The organism is Psychrobacillus sp. INOP01 (genome assembly GCF_018140925.1).
GTDB lineage: Bacteria > Bacillota > Bacilli > Bacillales_A > Planococcaceae > Psychrobacillus.
On the sequence record NZ_CP073315.1, the window covers coordinates 3,498,587 to 3,517,437 of the forward strand.

Annotated in this window: 16 protein-coding genes; all 16 read left to right on the plus strand. The window is 37.0% G+C overall.

Annotation, left to right across the window (positions count from 1 at the left end; all coding sequences use genetic code 11):
- Positions 1-15 precede the first annotated feature (15 nt).
- The gene (locus KD050_RS17090) at positions 16-777 is read left to right on the plus strand and encodes an enoyl-CoA hydratase/isomerase family protein (RefSeq protein WP_211893530.1); all 762 of its coding nucleotides are present in this window, start codon (positions 16-18) and stop codon (positions 775-777) included.
- A gap of 60 nt (positions 778-837) precedes the next feature.
- Positions 838-1,236 carry a transcriptional regulator gene (locus tag KD050_RS17095; protein WP_211893531.1) on the plus strand — a complete coding sequence of 133 codons (399 nt, stop codon included), beginning with the start codon at positions 838-840 and terminating at the stop codon, positions 1,234-1,236.
- Positions 1,237-1,366: 130 nt separating this feature from the next.
- On the plus strand, positions 1,367-2,728 hold the full coding sequence (locus KD050_RS17100) for an acetyl-CoA carboxylase biotin carboxylase subunit (RefSeq protein WP_211893532.1): 1,362 nt from the start codon (positions 1,367-1,369) through the stop codon (positions 2,726-2,728).
- A complete protein-coding gene (locus tag KD050_RS17105) occupies positions 2,725-2,937 on the plus strand; it encodes a biotin/lipoyl-containing protein (RefSeq protein ID WP_211893533.1) in 213 nt (70 codons plus the stop codon). Before KD050_RS17100 ends, KD050_RS17105 begins: the two co-directional genes overlap by 4 nt.
- 15 nt (positions 2,938-2,952) lie before the next feature.
- Entirely contained in the window at positions 2,953-4,494 is a 1,542-nt protein-coding gene (locus KD050_RS17110) for an acyl-CoA carboxylase subunit beta (protein WP_211893534.1), read from the plus strand.
- Positions 4,495-5,366: 872 nt separating this feature from the next.
- Complete coding sequence (locus KD050_RS17115) at positions 5,367-6,257, plus strand: 2-dehydropantoate 2-reductase (RefSeq protein ID WP_211893535.1); 891 nt, start codon at positions 5,367-5,369, stop codon at positions 6,255-6,257.
- Positions 6,250-6,627 (plus strand): DUF3397 family protein, encoded by a 378-nt coding sequence (locus KD050_RS17120; protein ID WP_211893536.1) that lies wholly within the window; start codon positions 6,250-6,252, stop codon positions 6,625-6,627. Before KD050_RS17115 ends, KD050_RS17120 begins: the two co-directional genes overlap by 8 nt.
- A gap of 107 nt (positions 6,628-6,734) precedes the next feature.
- On the plus strand, positions 6,735-8,351 hold the full coding sequence (gene bshC, locus KD050_RS17125) for a bacillithiol biosynthesis cysteine-adding enzyme BshC (protein WP_211893537.1): 1,617 nt from the start codon (positions 6,735-6,737) through the stop codon (positions 8,349-8,351).
- A 955-nt stretch (positions 8,352-9,306) separates the two neighbouring features.
- Entirely contained in the window at positions 9,307-9,738 is a 432-nt protein-coding gene (gene mraZ / locus KD050_RS17130; protein WP_211893538.1) for a division/cell wall cluster transcriptional repressor MraZ, read from the plus strand.
- Between the two features lie 136 nt (positions 9,739-9,874).
- A complete protein-coding gene (gene rsmH / locus KD050_RS17135; protein WP_211893539.1) occupies positions 9,875-10,825 on the plus strand; it encodes a 16S rRNA (cytosine(1402)-N(4))-methyltransferase RsmH in 951 nt (316 codons plus the stop codon).
- Positions 10,826-11,194, plus strand: coding sequence for a cell division protein FtsL (gene ftsL / locus KD050_RS17140; RefSeq protein ID WP_211893540.1), 369 nt, complete (start codon positions 10,826-10,828; stop codon positions 11,192-11,194).
- Between the two features lie 35 nt (positions 11,195-11,229).
- Positions 11,230-13,395, plus strand: coding sequence for a penicillin-binding protein (locus tag KD050_RS17145; RefSeq protein ID WP_211893541.1), 2,166 nt, complete (start codon positions 11,230-11,232; stop codon positions 13,393-13,395).
- Positions 13,396-13,484: 89 nt separating this feature from the next.
- On the plus strand, positions 13,485-15,365 hold the full coding sequence (locus tag KD050_RS17150; protein WP_211896338.1) for a penicillin-binding transpeptidase domain-containing protein: 1,881 nt from the start codon (positions 13,485-13,487) through the stop codon (positions 15,363-15,365).
- Positions 15,366-15,411: 46 nt separating this feature from the next.
- On the plus strand, positions 15,412-16,383 hold the full coding sequence (gene mraY / locus KD050_RS17155; RefSeq protein WP_211893542.1) for a phospho-N-acetylmuramoyl-pentapeptide-transferase: 972 nt from the start codon (positions 15,412-15,414) through the stop codon (positions 16,381-16,383).
- Between the two features lies 1 nt (position 16,384).
- Positions 16,385-17,740 carry a UDP-N-acetylmuramoyl-L-alanine--D-glutamate ligase gene (gene murD / locus KD050_RS17160; protein WP_211893543.1) on the plus strand — a complete coding sequence of 452 codons (1,356 nt, stop codon included), beginning with the start codon at positions 16,385-16,387 and terminating at the stop codon, positions 17,738-17,740.
- Positions 17,741-17,795: 55 nt separating this feature from the next.
- Positions 17,796-18,851, plus strand: a complete 1,056-nt coding sequence (locus tag KD050_RS17165; RefSeq protein WP_370627238.1) for an FtsW/RodA/SpoVE family cell cycle protein — start codon at positions 17,796-17,798, stop codon at positions 18,849-18,851.

Here is an 18,851-nt window from a genome sequence, read left to right on the forward strand (position 1 = left end):
AAGGAGTGTAAAGAGATGGCTTATACGTTAGCGAAAAGAGAAGAAATAATCATATTCGAAATAAACAGACCTGCCATACATAATGCGATAAACATGGAAGTCTTAGAAGGTTTTAAAGAGTTAGTACATACAGTAAGAAATGATCGATCGATCAAACTAGCAGTAATTACGGGAGCGGGAGATAAGTCTTTTTGCTCAGGTGGTGATTTATCTGTTCTACATAAGTTGAAAACAGAGCGAGAATCGTATGAAATGTTAAGTGACACAGCAACTATTTTATATGATGTTGCTACACTAACCATCCCAACTATAGCATTAGTTAACGGCACCGCAGTAGGCGGAGGCTGTGAGATTGCAACTTTATGCGATTATCGATTAGTAAAGAAAGAGGCAAGATGTGGATTCATTCAAGGCCAATTGGCAATTACTTCTGGATGGGGTGGAGGAACCTATTTGTGGGAAAAAGGAATGCGACAAGATCATACGCTCCAAATGCTAACAGAAGCGGTTCCCTATTCATCTGACAAACTTGAAGCTATTGGCTGGGCAACAGAAGTTTTTGAAGGAAATAAATACAATGCACTAGAAGTATTTATACAAAAAATGATTGTGCCACATGAGGCAGTTTTAAAAGCATACAAAATGCAATTAATTCGAAAATGGCAACAGACCAAATTATTCGAACGAATTATAGAAGAGGTTAGAACTTGTTCCGTACTTTGGGAGCAAGAAGCACATCATCAAGCGGTCGATTCATTTTTATCTAAAAAGAAATAATATGAGAGTCTATTTGTACCCACTTTGCATATATTAATAAAAAAGCAAAGGGTGATCCAGATGAATGTAAAATTGAGAAAAGATAGTTGGACTGAGGAAGAAGATAATCTTCTAAAAGAAATAATTTTGAATAAAATTAATCAAGGTCACACGCAAATTTCTGGTTTTCAGGAAGCGAGTGTATTGTTAGGACGTTCCAAACAGGCATGTGCATTCCGATGGAACAAAAATCTACGCCCTCAAATTATAAAAAAAGAACATAAACCAACCTCTTATTCTACTAAAGAATTAGCAGATTCCTCCTCTCTTCAAAATCATCTGCAATTGGCGATGGAAAGTTATGATGAGATGAGGCACTCTTATGATGAAATTTCAAGCGCATATAATTTGTTGAAAAATGATTATGAACAGCTATTAAACTGGGTCAAACAAGGTATTACACATATTGAACGCAAGTAAAAGAAGCCTTATTTAGGGCTTTTTTTTTGTTATATAGTACACGGTAAACTAGAATTTAGTTGAAATCGCTTTCATAATTCGTATAGACTAATATAGATGGGGTAAATGTTCAAATCGAGGGGGAAGTAATATGAAGAAAGTTTTGATAGCAAATAGGGGAGAAATAGCTAGACGTATTATTAAAACATGTAAGAGATTAAATATTGAAACAGTAGCAATCTATTCCGAAGCAGACAAAGATCTGCCTTATGCGAAAGAGGCTGATTATGCTTTTTTAATAGGGCCTAGTCAAGTTCAACAATCCTACTTAAAAGTAGATGATATTATTGCACTGGCGAAAAGGGAGAAGGTTGATGCAATTCATCCAGGATATGGATTTTTATCGGAGAATGCTGAATTTGCTCGTAAGGCAGAGGCTGCAGGAATTATCTTTATCGGTCCAAAGCCAGAAACAATGGAAAAAATGGGAGACAAAATAGGTTCACGACTTACGATGATTAATGCAAACGTCCCAGTTGTTCCAGGAACGGAAGAAGGACTTGCTTCTGTAGAAGATGCAATAGAAGCTGCTTCTTCGATTGGATATCCGATCATGCTTAAAGCGAGTGCTGGCGGTGGTGGTATTGGAATGATTCGTTGTGACGATGAAGCGACCCTTCTTAAACATTTTGCATCGATTAAGACACGAGCACAATCCTATTTTGGTAGCGATGTAGTTTTTCTTGAAAAATTCATTGATTCTTCTAGACATATTGAAGTACAAATTTTTGGGGACACTCATGGGAATATTGTTCATTTATTCGAGCGAAATTGTTCTGTTCAGCGTAGAAACCAAAAAGTAATGGAAGAGGCACCTTCTCCAAATTTCCCTCAGGAAGCTAGGGAAAAGTTATGGGAAGCAGCTGTAAATGCAGCAAAAGCTGTAAATTATATAAATGCTGGGACAGTTGAATTTATAGTGGATCATAATCATCAGTTTTATTTCTTAGAGATGAATACTAGATTACAAGTGGAGCATCCAATTACGGAAGCTATCACGGGGTTCGATTTAGTGGAGTGGCAGTTAAAAGTTGCCGCTGGGGAAGAATTACCTGTGAAAGACCAATCTTCGATAAAATCTAATGGACATGCTATTGAATTTAGAATATATGCGGAAGATCCAAAAACATTTTTCCCATCACCTGGAATTATCACTTCCCAAAGCTTTGAAACAGAAGAGGATATTCGAATAGATGCAGGTTACGCGGAAGGCGATAAAGTCACTCCGTTCTATGATCCAATGATTTCTAAAGTAATTGTTCATGCGGAAAATAGAAAATTAGCGATAGAGTCTGCACAAAAAGTGTTTTCTTCTGCTAAAATAGAAGGTGTGAAAACAAATATTCCACTATTCCATCAGTTTTTGGAAGATGAAAGTTTTACAAGTGGTGAGTATTCAACATCCGTTTTAGGGGAATGGATGAACAAGCAAAGGGAGGAAGTTTCAAAATGAAAAATTTAGAATCGACTATGGCGGGAACAGTATTTACAGTAAATGTAGCAGTTGGAGAAGAAGTGTCAGCTGGACAGGTAGTCATGGTATTGGAATCGATGAAAATGGAGATTCCAATGGAAGCGGAAACAGCAGGGAAAGTTGCTACAATTAATGTAAATGAAGGCGATTTTGTAAATGAAGGCGATATACTAGTGACGTTTGAATAAAGGGGGCTTTACAACGTGGGAGAAACAAAAGGGTATAATGATAGATTAGAAGAAAAGCTAGCATCCGTTTATTCGGGTGGACATGCAAAGTATCATGAAAAAATGAAAGAACAAAATAAATTATTTGTACGTGATCGTTTAGCGCTACTTTTCGATAATGGGGAATATATCGAGGATAGCCGCTTTGCGAATGTCGAAGCAGGCGATTTACCGGCAGATGGAGTTGTAACTGCCACTGGTAAAGTAAATGGGCAAACTGTATGTGTTATGGCAAATGACTCCACTGTGAAAGCTGGATCCTGGGGATCACGTACTGTAGAAAAAATTATTCGTATTCAAGAAATAGCGGAAAAAAATAGAGTGCCAATGTTGTACCTAGTAGACTCAGCTGGAGCGCGTATTACCGATCAGCTAGATATGTTTCCTAATCGACGTGGAGCAGGAAGAATATTTCATAACCAAGTAAGACTTTCTGGTTTTATACCACAAGTTTGCTTATTATTTGGTCCTTCTGCTGCTGGGGGAGCCTATATCCCAGCTTTTTGTGATGTTGTCTTTATGGTTGAAGGTAATGCTTCTATGTATTTAGGTTCACCGCGAATGGCCGAAAAGGTTATCGGTGAAAAGGTAACACTGGAAGAAATGGGTGGAGCCCGTATGCATTGTACGGTCAGTGGTGTAGGGGATGTACTTGTTTCTACAGAAGAAGAGGCAATTTCAGAGGCTAAACGCTACTTAAGCTTCTTCCCGTCAAACTACACAGAGAAACCAAAACAAGTGGAACCAAAGTCTATAAAAGAAGGAAGAACGCTTGAAGAAATCATTCCAGAAAACCAAAATGCTCCGTTTAATATGTACGAAGCAATTGATGCGATTATCGATGAAGGGACCTTCTTTGATGTGAAGAAGCTATTCGCTCCTGAGCTAATTACAGGATTAGCACGAATTGATGGTCGAGCAGTAGGAATTATTGCCAATCAACCAAAAGCTAAAGGTGGAGTTCTCTTTGTTGATTCTGCCGATAAAGCGACAAAATTCATCTCACTTTGTGATGCATTTTCTATTCCATTAATATTCCTAGCTGACGTTCCTGGATTTATGATAGGAACGAAAGTAGAACGAGCAGGTATTATTAGACATGGGGCGAAGCTGATTGCAGCGATGAGCTCTGCAACAGTTCCGAAAATATCTGTTATTGTTCGTAAAGCATATGGAGCAGGTTTATATGCAATGGCTGGTCCTGCGTTTGAGCCGGATGTGTGCATAGCTCTACCTACAGCGCAAATTGCTGTAATGGGACCAGAAGCGGCAGTAAATGCTGTGTATTCAAACAAAATCGAAGCAATCGAAGATCCGAAAGAGCGTTTGAAATTTGTTCAAGAAAAGCATGCAGAATATAAAGAGGAAATTGATATTTATAAACTTGCTTCTGAAATGATCATCGATGAGATTGTAGCGCCAAGTAATCTACGTTCGGAGCTTGCAAATCGTCTGCATTTTTATGAAAACAAACAAATAGTAAATGCACCTCGAAAACATCCGGTGCTTCCTGTATAATAATTCTAATACTAAGGTCTACCTCAGAGGTAGGCCTTTTTTAGAAGATAGGAAAGTATATAAATATAGAGTGCCATGTATTTTGAAGTATAGGATCTATCTAATAATACTGCTGATTTCCGTCTGAGGCGGACCCTTTATAGTTAAGCATTGCCTCAGCCTCCTCGTTTTGCTGCGGGGTCTTAGCTAAACGTTTTTCCCGCTGGAGTTGCCGCCGTTCACTACAATCAATGAAGTGAGTAGTATCCAACAAGAAGATTTAGCGTAGTTTATCGGTAAGACTATTGGATTATTCTAAGTTAATGTAGGGATTATACCAATTGTGTAATTACTATTGAATTAGAGATGATATTATTTTTCTAAGTTCTGGTGGGATTTAGCACATTAATACTATCTATGCTTAAAGGATGTTAATGTCATTTATCTCCTATTAATTAGCAATTCAGGAAGTAGACTGATTTTATAGTAATGGAATTACAATGAATAGTTAGTGTTTATCCAATAAAGAAGGAGGGTGCGATCGAAATTGCATCTTGGAGACCCTCACGATGCGGGATAGGAAATCGTTGCGAAATGCCCTTTTATTTTGCGAAGAGCTTCGAACAGGAGCACCACGATGTCGTGTCCTTAGACTGTCATCCTTTTCAAGGGTAGGAAAGAGATACTTGTTTTCTTCCCAAAAGCAGTACTAGATCAGTGCCTAAAGTTGAAGAAAGGCGACGGACAGATAAATGCCATACGATCAGCCTCTCTAATAAAATCAGTAGGTATAATATAGCAACAAGTCTGTCAGAAGCACTTCGAAAGCGATAGGAATCAGTTTTTGACCTTAAAGAGTGCTTGCCACTTTTTTAGAACGCAGGGGTGAATTTATGAATATTGGTATTATTGGTGCAGGAGCAATAGGGTTACTATTTGGTTCTTATTTATCGGAAGCTGATCATCACATTACTTTCTTAGTCCGAGAAACTAGTATAGCCAAGCAATTCTACATAGAAAAAAACGCTCAAGAACCACAACAAATTACTAGTGATATTGTTTCAAACATAGCTGATTTAAAAAAGATGGATCTTATTGTTATTGCCGTGAAATACCATCATCTTACACAAATTGAAGACCAGTTAAATTCTTTACCACAACATATCCCTCTTCTATTTATACAAAATGGATTATCACATATAGTTTTTCTAAAGAATTTAAAACAAGAAACTATTATGATCGGTTCTGTGTTACATGGTGCTGCGAAAAAGAATTACTCTACAGTTCAACACTCCGGGATAGGTCCAACTTATATTGGGTTTTATAAAGGTGAATGGCATTCCATTAATAAGTTTGTGGAAAATAATAACGACCAATTTCCATTAATCTTAACCCCGAATATTGAGCAAATGCTTGTTAAAAAAGCGATGCTAAATTGTTTGATCAATCCATTGACTACTATTGCTCGTGTAACTAATGGTGAACTTATTGTAAATCATTCATACAAAGTTATATTGAGAAGTATGTACGACGAAATGATGGAAGCATTTGAAGAATGGAAAGAAAGACTACCTTGGGATGAAGTCGTCGCATTGTGTGAGAATACTGGAGCAAATCGTTCTTCCATGCTTAAGGATTTTGAGAATGGTCGGATGATGGAGTTAGATACAATAGTTGGAGCTATATTAGAAAGAGCCGCACAAAGAAAGCAAACATTGCCGATCTTACAAACATTTTATTTATTATTAAGTGAAATAAATAAAGAGGGTGATTCTAATGGTTAATGTTCTTTCCGTTTTTGTCATATATCCAATAGTTGTTTTTTTAGTTGTATTTCTATTTTGTAAATTTATATTACATAAAAGAAAAAAGTCGATTGGGATAGCATCTGATGTTTCGACTTTCTTTTTATATTTTTCGATTACAAATTTGTTTTTTTTCATTTTCTTAAAAGAGATTGGTTGGTATCTTGTTATTTTTTCTATTATTTTAGCAACAATTATGACGTATCTAGAATGGCGCACTAAAAAAGAGATAGAAGTAATCCCGTTATTAAGGAAAATTTGGAGATTATTATTTCTACTATTATGTAGTCTATATGCGTTATTATGGTTATTCGGAGTTATCCGATATGTTTTATCTTATATAAGCTAATAATTTTCACACATTTATAGTAAGTGATATACTCTTAAAGTATTTAAAATGATAGCTTTGGTGAATTTTCACCAAATGAATTTGAAAATAATAGAGGTGGAAAAAACGTGCGATTAGAGCAGTACACACAACCATTCGCTTCCTCATTTTATAAGAAATATTTAGAGGATATAACTGATTTATCTTCTTTCTTTCATTATGAATGGAATCAAAAGGCACTAAACAAAAGGATTAAAGAAGCTGATTTTAGCAAACATAAAAGAACTGAACTTGCTGAAGTCATAACTTCGTATATGAGTAAATATGGTATATCAGAAAAGAGTAGCCAGCATATAGATGAACTTAGAAACAATGGGATTGTAGTTATTGGTGGCCAGCAAGCGGGGATTCTTTCTGGACCTTTGTATTCAATCCATAAAGCAATTTCCGTTATTGCCTTGGCAAAGCAACAAAGAGAAATACTCGGAATACCTGTTATACCTGTTTTTTGGATTGCTGGAGAGGATCATGATATTGATGAGATTAATCATGTATACATAGAAAGAAGCCGAACACTTCAAAAGCTTGTTTATCCAGAAAAAACTAGAACTAAAAAAATTGCTTCCGAATCTGCTTTTGATCTGAAGCTAATGGATAGCTACTTGGATGAAATTTTCAAAAGCTTACCAGAAACCTTATACACGAAAAATCTTAAATCAAAGGTTATCGAGCTTTTAGAAAATAACTTAACGTATACAAGCTTTTTTACGGCCTTGATGAACGAACTTTTTCAAGAGGAAGGGTTGCTGTTATTAGACGCTGCATATGAACCATTAAGAAAACTGGAAAGTGATTATTTCCAGTTACAAATATTACATGCTCCAGAAATAGCTAAGGTTGTATTGGAGCATGAGAAAAAAATGGAACAAGAAGGGTTTGGCACTCCAATCCAAGCAAAAGAATCAGCAGCTCACTTATTTTACATCGAAGAGGGAGAACGTTTCTTGTTGGAAAGAGTGAACGATCAATTCATCCATGAGGCAAAGGGATTCTCGTTTACATTAGATGAAATGATGGAAATTGCAAGAGAACATCCTGAAAAGTTAAGTAATAATGTTGTGACTAGACCAATAATGCAGGAAATGGTCTTCCCGGTGTTAAGTTTCATAGCTGGACCTGGTGAAATTGCTTATTGGGGTACACTAAAAACAGCATTTGAGCTCTTTGATATGAAAATGCCTGTTCTAATGCCACGTATTAGTATTTCGATTGTAAATGCAAAAACGCAATCCTTACTAGAAAAGTTATCCTTTACTATTGAAGATGTGTGGGATGGATCGCTGCAGGATGCTAAGTTGAATTATATTAATAATAATCGTAACGAAGAAATCCCTCATTTGATTGAAGAAATTAAAGAAGACCTTATAGAAAAGTATGACAAGTTGGAGAAGCTTTTAATGACCGACGGTTTGAAGCTATCTCCATTAGTGCAAAAGAATTTACAAAATCATGAAAAACAGCTGAAATTTATCAAAAATGCAATTGAGGATACATTCTTAGGTAAAATAGATGCGACTATTAATCGCTATGATCATATTAGTATGAGTCTTGTACCAAACGGTGGTCTGCAAGAACGAACATATACACCGATTCAATTGTTAAATGAATTTGGTCCATCTCTGATTCAAGAACTATTGGAGGTCCCATATGAATTTAACGGTAAACATCATGTGATATATATATAATTCGATGTCCCCACTCTCATTAGTGGGGATTTTCAAATTGCAAGCGCTCGAAGATACAATTTCTGGCTCATGTCTTCTCTATTTGGCAAACACTTATTAATTCTCTATGATTCCACTAGTATAATAATAAACGTAATTCTGAATTGCTACGAAAAAGTTAGTTAAATGACGCTAGACACTTATAATCTTACATCTTAGATTGGCTGTATTAAAACTCACTATAAGTACAAATCACTTGATTGTAGTGTAGGGCGGCGACTCCGGCGGGATGAGTGAGACAGATGAAACATCACAACCGACGCGTGAGCGACGGTGATAGTTCGTCGCTCACCCCGCGGAACGCGTCCGCCTGAAACGGAAATCTGCAGGAGTATTCATTTTGTTAAAGTAGCGTGAACCCGGTGTTCATGCTACTTTTTTATATACTTTCTTATATTTCAAAAAAGTAGGAAAAAATCACTTCTGGTTTCAAAAAGTTGTGGAGGGCAACGGACGGAAAAAGCAATAAGCCTCTCTTAAAAATCAATCGGTAATAATATTGCAGCAAGTCCGTCCAAAGCTCACCGAAAACGATAGAAGCAATTTTTAAACTTAAAGGGCCTCCCGCTTTTCAAATGAAACGCCATTTTTCAACCAACAGTTCTGAAATTCCAATTTACCTTGCTATCATTCCAACTAATCACCAGATTTATCTTTTGGTGATTAGTTTCATGACACCTGCCCCCACTTTCTGTGTAATTTCTTCATTAAAGTGGGGGATTTGCAATTAAACACATATAAATATATCAATTTTTCACGTCTTAAGTTCTATGATTACTTTGTTGAATTTGCTAGAAAAAACGTCTCAACAAGTACTATTTACACATTTTAAAGAAATATTGTCCTGTTTTTAAAAAAACGGTGGAGGAAAGTGGGGCGATGTGGTATGTTATTGACATAAAGTGGGGTGAGTAGCATGTTCATGGGCGAATATCAACATAACGTTGATGCGAAGGGACGGTTAATAATTCCTTCTAAATTCCGAGAGCACTTAGAAGACAATTTTGTCCTAACACGTGGTCTTGATAATTGCTTATTTGGTTATCCTATGAATGAATGGCGAAAACTCGAAGAAAAACTAAAAGAACTCCCCGTTACGAAGAAAGACGCTCGTGCATTTACTCGTTTTTTCTTCTCCGGTGCAACTGAAGTAGAAATAGACAAACAAGGTCGTATCAACATCCCAAATAATCTCCGTAGCTATGCAAAAATGGACAAGGAATGTATCGTACTTGGAGTATCAAATCGTCTTGAAATTTGGGCTAAAGATGCTTGGGAAAATTATTTTGTGGAATCTGAGGATTCTTTTAATGATATTGCAGAAAATATGATTGGCTTTGACATATAACTAAACTCAGCCGGGCATTGCCCCCGTTGAATTTAGTTAAAGCCTTTGGCTGTTGTTACAGATTACATCGAGCAAGACCAATATAAATCTGAACAAACATACGCCAAGGAGAATTTGATTAAGAGGAGGAAACAGCTTGTTTCATCACACAACCGTATTATTAAAAGAAACAGTAGATGGACTAGCTATTCGTCCTGATGGGGTCTATGTAGATTGCACTCTAGGCGGAGCAGGCCACAGTGAATATTTAGTACAACAATTGAATGAAAAAGGTAGACTTATTTGCTTCGATCAAGATATGACGGCTATTGAAAATGCCAAGATAAAACTAGCACCATTTTTAGATAAAGTCACATTTGTACATGCTAACTTTCGTTATTTAAAAGATGAACTTTACCAAATTGGTATCGAAAAAGTTGATGGTATTTTGTATGACTTAGGTGTATCATCTCCACAATTAGATACACCAGAACGTGGATTTAGCTACAATTATGATGCTCCGTTAGATATGCGGATGGACCAAACAAGTGAGTTAACTGCTTACCATGTGGTCAATGAATGGTCATATGAAAAACTACTTAAGATATTTTTCCGTTACGGAGAAGAGAAGTTTTCTAAACAAATAGCACGTAAAATTGAAAAAGCTAGGGAAATAGAGCCAATTGCTACGACTTTCCAACTTGTAGAACTAATAAAAGAAGGTATTCCTGCCGCTGCTAGAAGAACAGGTGGACATCCTGCAAAACGTATTTTCCAGGCAATCCGAATTGCTGTAAATGACGAATTAGGTGCAGCAGAAGACTCCCTAGAAGATGCAATTAAGCTTATAAAAGTAGGAGGAAGAGTAAGCGTTATTACCTTCCATTCTTTAGAAGATAGACTAACTAAAACAATTTTTAAAGAAGCATCCTCTATACCTGATTTACCACCAAATTTACCAATGATTCCTGTAGGCATGGAGCCAATGTTAAAACTGGTTACAAGAAAACCGATTGTCCCGTCGGAGGAAGAATTGGCGGTAAATAATCGTTCACGTTCAGCTAAGTTACGCATTGTGGAAAAATTAATCGAAAAGGGGAGTGTCTAAATGGCTATACGTAAACAACAGTCACATTCATACATAACGCGGACTTCTTACCCTGAACAACCACATGTAAAGAAGCCGGCAAAACAACGTAATAAACTGATTTCCCGAGGAGAAAAAATCCTATTTGTTGGATTGTTAGCTGTAGTTACCGTTCTGTCTTTAATGATTATTCAAACTCAAACTGCTGTACGGGCTACAACTACCGATATTTCTCTGCTAGAAAAGGAAATTGACTCTACAGTGAAAAAGAATACTGACTTGTCTATACAAGTAAATGAATTATCTACCTATGATCGCATTTGGAAAAAGGCGGAAGAGCTCGGTTTGAAACTGAATGAGCAAAATGTAAAGGTAGTGCCAGGACAATGAATAAGAAATTTCGTTTTCAATGGGGAGCCTTTCTAATGTTTTTACTATATGGAGGGCTCTTTTTTTTATTACTTAGTCGTTTTGTATTTATACAGTATACAGGCACAGCAGAAGGACAGGAATTATCAACAAAAGCAGAGAACAAATATAGTAGAGAACAAACTCTTCAAGCGAGTAGAGGTGAAATAATTGATCGTAATGGTGAAATTATTGCACAGGATACACTTAGCTACAAAATGATTGCTGTGATTAGCCCCAGTGCCACTAACAATAGTAGTATACAAAGACATGTTAGTGATACAGCAAAGACTGCTGAAGTTCTATCGAATTATATAGATATGACAGAACAAGAGATTACAGATTTACTAGATAAGAATATAAAAGCTGAGAAGTACCAAGTGGAATTTGGAAAAGCTGGTAGGGATATTAGTAACCAGCTAATGGAAGAGATTAAAAGTAACAAACTGCCTGGAATTATTTTTATAGAGGATTTGAAAAGATTATACCCAAATGGCCAGTTTGCTTCTCATTTAATAGGTTTTGCTCTAAAAGAAGAGAAGGAAGATGGGACAGCTGAATCAGTAGGAAAAATGGGGCTTGAATATATTTATGATGAAGAGCTGACAGGTACGCCAGGGAAAGTAGAATTCAAGAGTGATACAAAAGGTTTTTTACTTCCGAATGCTGAAAAGATGGTGACGGAGGCACAGGATGGCTTGGATATCCACCTAACGCTAGATAAAACCATTCAAAACTTTCTAGAAGATGCGATGAATAATGCACAAGAAAAATATGAACCAGAGCGGATGACGGCTATTGTAGCAGATCCGAAAACAGGGGAAATATTAGCTATGTCCCAGCGTCCTACCTTTGAACCGAATACTAGAGAAGGATTATCAACCAACTGGTTAAATGAAGTAACAGAGCAGACGATTGAGCCAGGATCTACCTTTAAGATATTCACACTAGCCTCTGCTATTGAAGAGGGAGTATGGGCACCTAATGCTACCTTTAAATCTGGGTCCTATACTGTATATGATACAACAATTCGTGATCATAACGTAGTAGGATGGGGAAATATATCGTATTTAGAAGGATTTCAACGTTCTTCAAATGTATCTATGGCTTACTTACTCAACCAAATTGGAGAGAAAACATTCAATGAGTACATTAAACTCTTTGGATTTGGACAAAAGACTGGCATCGACCTTCCACATGAAGCAACTGGAATTATAGCAGATTCTGGTCCAGTTGAACGTATTACTACAACATATGGTCAGGGGACAACTGTGACACCTATACAAATGGTGCAAGCTATGACTGCTATAGCAAATGAAGGCAAGATGATGCAACCCTATATTATTGATAAAATTGTCAATCCAAATACAAATGAAGTAGTACAGAATCATAAACCGACTGAGAAAGAATCTCCTATTTCTGCAGCAACTGCACAACAGGTAAAAGAAATACTGGCGAGCACCGTAACATCAGAAAAAGGTACTGCCAAGAAATTTAAGTTAAATGGATATACATCAGCTGGTAAAACAGGTACTGCCCAAATAGCAAAACCAGGTGGTGGTTACTACTGGGGAAGAAATGATTTTCTATATTCTTTCTTAGGGATGGCTCCAGTTGAGGATCCGCAGTTAATCGTGTATATCATGGTTCATCGACCTAATTTGGAGTTAACAGAATCAGGCTCCGATGCGACATCAGAAATCTTCAATACAGTGACGGAAAGAAGTTTGAAATATTTAAACATCGAACCTGAGAATTTGGAACTTGCGAATCCAATTGAAATACCAAATGTAATTGGAGAAAATATGATAGAAAGTCAAAGCAAACTGGAAGCACTTGGGTTGAAAACTGTAGTTATTGGTCAGGGCGACAAGGTAGTAGAGCAGTATCCAGAGGCTAATACATCAACTATTTCAAATGGCACAGTCTTTATAAAGGGACAGGGAGATATTCAATTGCCTAACTTTAAGGGATGGTCAAAAAGAAATGTCATGATCTATAAATCATTATCCAATTTACAGATTGATATTGTTGGAGAAGGATTTGTAACAGAACAGAGTCTGACTGGAGGATCGATTGTAACTGCTGATACTCCAATCGTCGTCCAATTTGCAACTCCAGAGGAAGTAACGAATATGGAGACAAATAGAGAAGAAATAATAACAGATCTTCCTCAGGATTAAAAGAGGGAGAGAATAGTTAGGGTCATTTTCTCATAAGTTATCTAAAACGGACTAAAGGGGATTTGGCAATTTCTAAAATAAAACAAATTATGCGTCTACGAATGATTTGGATTATGATTATTTTTTTATTCTTGTTGGTACTTTTTAAATTAGTTCAACTTCAATTTTTTCAATTTGATGAGCTTACGACGAAAGCGAAAGAAAGCTGGGATAGAGAACTACCCTACGCCTCGCTTCGTGGAAACATCTTGGATCGTAATGGAGAAGTAATTGTTGGAAATAAGCTTGCACCTACCTTATTTTATATGCCATCTCAAAATGATGATCCTGAAAAGGTAGCAGATGAAATTGGATCATTAATTGGTATGGACAAAGGTGAACTTTTAGAGCAAATAAACAAAAGAAGTTACTTGGTAAAAATTGCACCAAAAGGAAAAAATATTTCTAGTGAACTAGCAATGGACATACAAGATAAGAATATTAAAGGATTGTATGCAGGAGTCGATTATATAAGAGACTATCCTTATGGTAATATGTTATCTAGATTAATAGGATTCACAGGATATGATGCACAAGGACTTGCTGGAATCGAGTATCAATATGATTCAATTTTAAAAGGTGAATCTTCCGCTGTTCGAATGTTTACTGACGCAAAAGGAGTACCACTTCCACATGTGGACGATGGCTGGAAAAATGGCGTAAAAGGTAATCATGTTCAACTTACAGTAGATTTAGATATTCAAAATGTGGTTGAACGTGAGCTTACTCAAGCTATGCAAAAGTATGAGGCAACCCAAGCGATTGCAATCGTTATGAACCCTAAAAACGGTGAAATTTTAGCACTTGCTTCTGCTCCAAACTTCGACCCATCTAAATACCAAGAGGTGGATTCAACTATTTATAACCGAAACTTACCAGTATGGATGACCTTTGAACCTGGTTCAACTTTTAAGATTATTACATTAAGTGCTGCATTAGAAGAGAATGTAGTAGACTTAGAGGAGGATCACTTTCATGATATTGGTTATACCATGGTTGAAGGATCTAGGCTTCGTTGCTGGAAACGTGAAGGGCATGGAGATCAAACATTCTTAGAGGTTGTTGAAAACTCTTGTAACCCTGGTTTTATTGAATTAGGAAATAGAGTTGGTGCAGAGAAGCTGTCAGAATACATACGTAACTTTGGCTTTGGTGAATCAACAGGATCAGGGATGGCTGGTGAATCAACGGGTATTCTATTTAGTAAAGAGAACTTTGGACCAGTTGAACATGCTACAACATCCTTCGGCCAAGGGATATCTGTTACTCCAATTCAACAAGTGCAAGCTGTAGCTGCGGCAGTTAATGGTGGTTATCTCTATAAGCCATATATTGTGAAAAATACAATCGACGGTGAAACAAACGAAATATTAACAAGTAGCGAGCCGGAGATGAAGCGTCAAGTTATTAGTGAGGAAACTTCGGCTATTGTACGAGATGCTTTGGAACACGTGGTCGCGGAAGGATCAGGTAGAAACGCGTATCGTGACCAGCTTCGCATTGGTGGAAAAACAGGTACAGCGCAAAAAGTTCAAGACGGCAGGTATATGGAAGGTGAATACATCGTTTCCTTTATCGGTTTTGCACCTGCAGATAATCCAGAACTTATTGTATACGTGGCAATTGATAACCCAAAACATAGCAGTCAATTTGGAGGAGTCATTGCAGCACCTATTGTAGGTCAAATTTTGGAAGACTCCCTGAAGACAAAAGGTAGTGGCACCCAACTGGAAAAAGAATATAGATGGGGAGATGTGGAGCAAGTTCGTACACCAAATCTAGTGGGAACGAAAAGAAAAGAAATCACGTCCTATATGTATCCGTTCACTATTGTTTGGCATGGTGATGGAGACGAAATAATATCCCAATTACCAAAAGAAAATGGGCTCATCCCATTAGATGGGACGATACATGTTTACACAAATAAATAAAATAGTACATTCATTAATAGTTGATCGTATTTAAGGAGATTTTTTCATGACATTATCTACAACGGTTATTACACTTATTGTTAGTTTTTTACTTTCTGTTATTCTTGCTCCAATCGTTATTCCATATTTAAGAAAAATGAAATTTGGTCAAAGTATAAGAGAAGAAGGCCCTCAGTCGCATCAAAAAAAGGCGGGTACTCCTACAATGGGAGGGCTAATCTTCTTAGCTTCCATTATTATTTCTACACTTGGTCTTTCATTTTATTTTGATAAGTTAACGACTCAGTCAATTGTTTTATTAGTTATTTTGGTAGGATTTGGTGTCATTGGGTTTTTAGACGATTTTATAAAAGTTGTATTGAAAAGAAATCTAGGTTTAACATCAATTCAGAAGCTAATTGGTCAAATCCTTATTGCAGTTATCGCTTACTTCTTACTAAAGCAAGGTCCATTTGATACAACAATCGAAATACCGTTTACACAAATGGAACTACCTTTAGGTCAATTGTATATAGCGTTCCTAATATTCTGGCTAGTTGGATTTTCAAATGCGGTCAACTTAACAGATGGCTTGGATGGTTTAGTAGCAGGAACTGCAACGGTTGCCTTTGCGACATTCGGTGTTCTAGCGCTTGCTTATGAACAAACAGATATAGCTATATTCACATTCAGTGTTTCAGGTGCGCTTTTAGGCTTTTTATTGTTCAACAAAAATCCAGCGAAAGTCTTTATGGGAGATACGGGTTCTCTAGCGTTAGGTGGAGCACTAGCCATGGTATCCATCCTAGTTAAACATGAATTGTTATTACTCCTAGTTGGGATTATTTTTGTAATTGAAACGTTGTCGGTAATATTGCAGGTAATTAGTTTTAAAACAACCGGCAAACGTATATTCAAAATGAGCCCGATTCACCATCATTTTGAATTATCAGGGTGGAATGAGCGTAAAATAGTTACCGTATTTTGGGCAATAGGTTTTATAGCTGCAATGATTGTAGTCTGCTTGGAGGTTTTGTGAGATGAAGAAATTACCAATTGTATTTCATAAAAAAATACTCGTTTTGGGATTAGCAAAAAGTGGTACTGCAGCTGCAGAAACTCTTCATGATTTAGGAGCTTTCGTTACTGTAAATGATTCAAAGCCATTTGAGCAAAATGAAAATGCTCAGTATTTGTTATCCAAAGGGCTAACTGTTATTTGTGGAAGTCATCCGGAGGATCTTTTGGACGAAGGGTTTAGCCTGATCGTCAAAAATCCTGGGATACCTTATACAAATCCAGTCATTGCGGAGGCAAATAAAAGAGGTATTCCTGTATGGACGGAAGTAGAGTTAGCATATCGCATTAGTGACGCCCCTATGATAGGAATTACCGGCTCTAACGGGAAGACTACAACGACTACATTAATATTTGAGATGCTTGCCGCAGCAAATAAAGAGCCAAAAATAGCTGGGAATATTGGGACGGTGGCAACTAGTGTTGCAAAAGAAGCGACAGCTGACAATATTATCGTAACCGAATTATCTTCGTTCCAACTCATGGGTACTGAGGAGTTAAAACCAAAAATTTCCGTATTATTAAACTTGTATGAGGCGCATTTAGATTATCATAAGGATTTTCAAGAATACACAGATGCCAAATATAAAATTACTCAAAAACAAGATGCTACCGATTGGTTAGTTTTTAATGGCGAACAGCAAATTGTTAAAGACTATGCCCAAAAGAGTATGGCATCCCAAATACCTTTCTATGTAAGCAGTAAAACAAAGGAAGGTATTAGTGCGGATGATCTATACGTTTACTGGAACGGGGAACCATTATTTGAACGATCGATCATTGCCCTACGAGGTAAACATAATTTAGAAAATGTATTAGCTGCTACGGCTACTGCATTAACGATGAATTGTTCAGTAGAAGCTATTACAAATGTGTTATCGACTTTCCACGGAGTTAAGCATCGTACTCAGTTCATCAGGGAATGGAAGGGGCGTAAGTTTTACAATGATTCAAAAGCTACCAATGCACTTGCCACTAAAAGTGCTTTGGAGGGATTTACGGAGCCAGTTATATTAATAGCAGGTGGTGTGGATCGTGGCCATTCATTTGATGAACTAATACCATACTTAAATCGAGTGAAAGCTTTAGTCCACTACGGTGCAACTAAAGATCGACTGCAAAAATTTGGAGAAGTGCAAGGAATACCTTCAGTAGTTAGTGTCCAAACATTAGGTGAAGCATTTGAAATGGCAATAGACGCATCTTCAGAAGGGGATATCGTATTATTATCCCCTGCATGTGCAAGTTGGGACCAATACGAAAGCTTTGAGATACGTGGAGAAGAATTTATCGACCGAGTTATTTCTTTAGAAGAGTAATGAAAGGATGACCTAAACGAAAGATACAAGAAAATTTATTTTCCTATCTTCTGTACTGTTTTTATCCATCATTGGTATTTTATTTGTTCATTCAGCGGGATCCTATTGGAGTGAAGTCCATTATAAAGGGCAAATGCCTTTTGCGCTAAAACAAGCAGCGTATTTAGTTGTAGGGATCATTGGGGCCTACATTATTCAAAGATCGAGTTTCATACGGTCGGATGTATTTTGGAAAGGTATATATGTAGTTGCCATACTTTTGCTAATTGGCGTTTTGATCCCAGGCATTGGAGTAGTTCGAAATGGATCTCAAAGCTGGATCCCACTAGGGTTTATGAATTTTCAGCCAGCTGAGTTAGCTAAAATAGCTGTTTTAGGAGTTTTAGCTATCTCTCTAGCAGATGAAAAAAAATCTAGAATGAAAACGTATATTCAAAGTGCAGGCCTCCTATTATTGCCAATTGGCTTTATAATGGTTCAACCAGATTTTGGATCAGCATTTGTATTGGTCGTTGCTGTATTCTTTTTATTGTTTGCAGCAGGTCTTCCGTTTAAATTCTTCCTTTGGATTGGCATGAGTGGAATTATTGCCTTTGTGTTATTAATCGTTTCAGCGCCATACAGACTTGTACGAATACAAGCCTTTTTAGACCCCTGGAATGATCCTCTTGGCTCCGGGTTTCAGGCTATACAATCATTGCTTGCAATAGGGCCAGCTGGATTATTCGGGTTTGGTTATGGAAATAGCCGTCAAAAGTTTTTATATTTACCGGAACCTCAAAATGATTTCATCTTTTCCATCTTGTTGGAAGAGTCGGGTTTCATCGGGGGTTTCATAATCGTACTTGCATTTGTGATCTTCTTTACGACCAGTTTCACGATGGCTGCACGTGCAAAAACACGTGAACGTCAGTTAATGATAATTGGATTTACCTCCCTATTAGCGGTACAAACATTTTTAAATATGGGAGTAGTTACTGGCCTTTTGCCAGTGACAGGAGTAACTTTGCCATTCATCAGTTATGGGGGATCTTCGTTAGTGATGACATGGGGGATTATTGGAATTATTTTAAATTTAGCCAAAGAAACTGATAAAGAAGGGAGGCGGTAG

Excerpts from the sequence above, each read along its gene's own strand:
- KD050_RS17090 (WP_211893530.1), top strand. The coding sequence starts at position 16 with ATGGCTTATACGTTAGCGAAAAGAGAAGAAATAATCATATTCGAAATA.
- KD050_RS17095 (WP_211893531.1), top strand. The coding sequence starts at position 838 with ATGAATGTAAAATTGAGAAAAGATAGTTGGACTGAGGAAGAAGATAAT.
- KD050_RS17100 (WP_211893532.1), top strand. The coding sequence starts at position 1,367 with ATGAAGAAAGTTTTGATAGCAAATAGGGGAGAAATAGCTAGACGTATT.
- KD050_RS17105 (WP_211893533.1), top strand. The coding sequence starts at position 2,725 with ATGAAAAATTTAGAATCGACTATGGCGGGAACAGTATTTACAGTAAAT.
- KD050_RS17115 (WP_211893535.1), top strand. The coding sequence starts at position 5,367 with ATGAATATTGGTATTATTGGTGCAGGAGCAATAGGGTTACTATTTGGT.
- KD050_RS17120 (WP_211893536.1), top strand. The coding sequence starts at position 6,250 with ATGGTTAATGTTCTTTCCGTTTTTGTCATATATCCAATAGTTGTTTTT.
- mraZ (WP_211893538.1), top strand. The coding sequence starts at position 9,307 with ATGTTCATGGGCGAATATCAACATAACGTTGATGCGAAGGGACGGTTA.
- ftsL (WP_211893540.1), top strand. The coding sequence starts at position 10,826 with ATGGCTATACGTAAACAACAGTCACATTCATACATAACGCGGACTTCT.
- KD050_RS17145 (WP_211893541.1), top strand. The coding sequence starts at position 11,230 with ATGTTTTTACTATATGGAGGGCTCTTTTTTTTATTACTTAGTCGTTTT.
- KD050_RS17150 (WP_211896338.1), top strand. The coding sequence starts at position 13,485 with ATGCGTCTACGAATGATTTGGATTATGATTATTTTTTTATTCTTGTTG.
- mraY (WP_211893542.1), top strand. The coding sequence starts at position 15,412 with ATGACATTATCTACAACGGTTATTACACTTATTGTTAGTTTTTTACTT.
- murD (WP_211893543.1), top strand. The coding sequence starts at position 16,385 with ATGAAGAAATTACCAATTGTATTTCATAAAAAAATACTCGTTTTGGGA.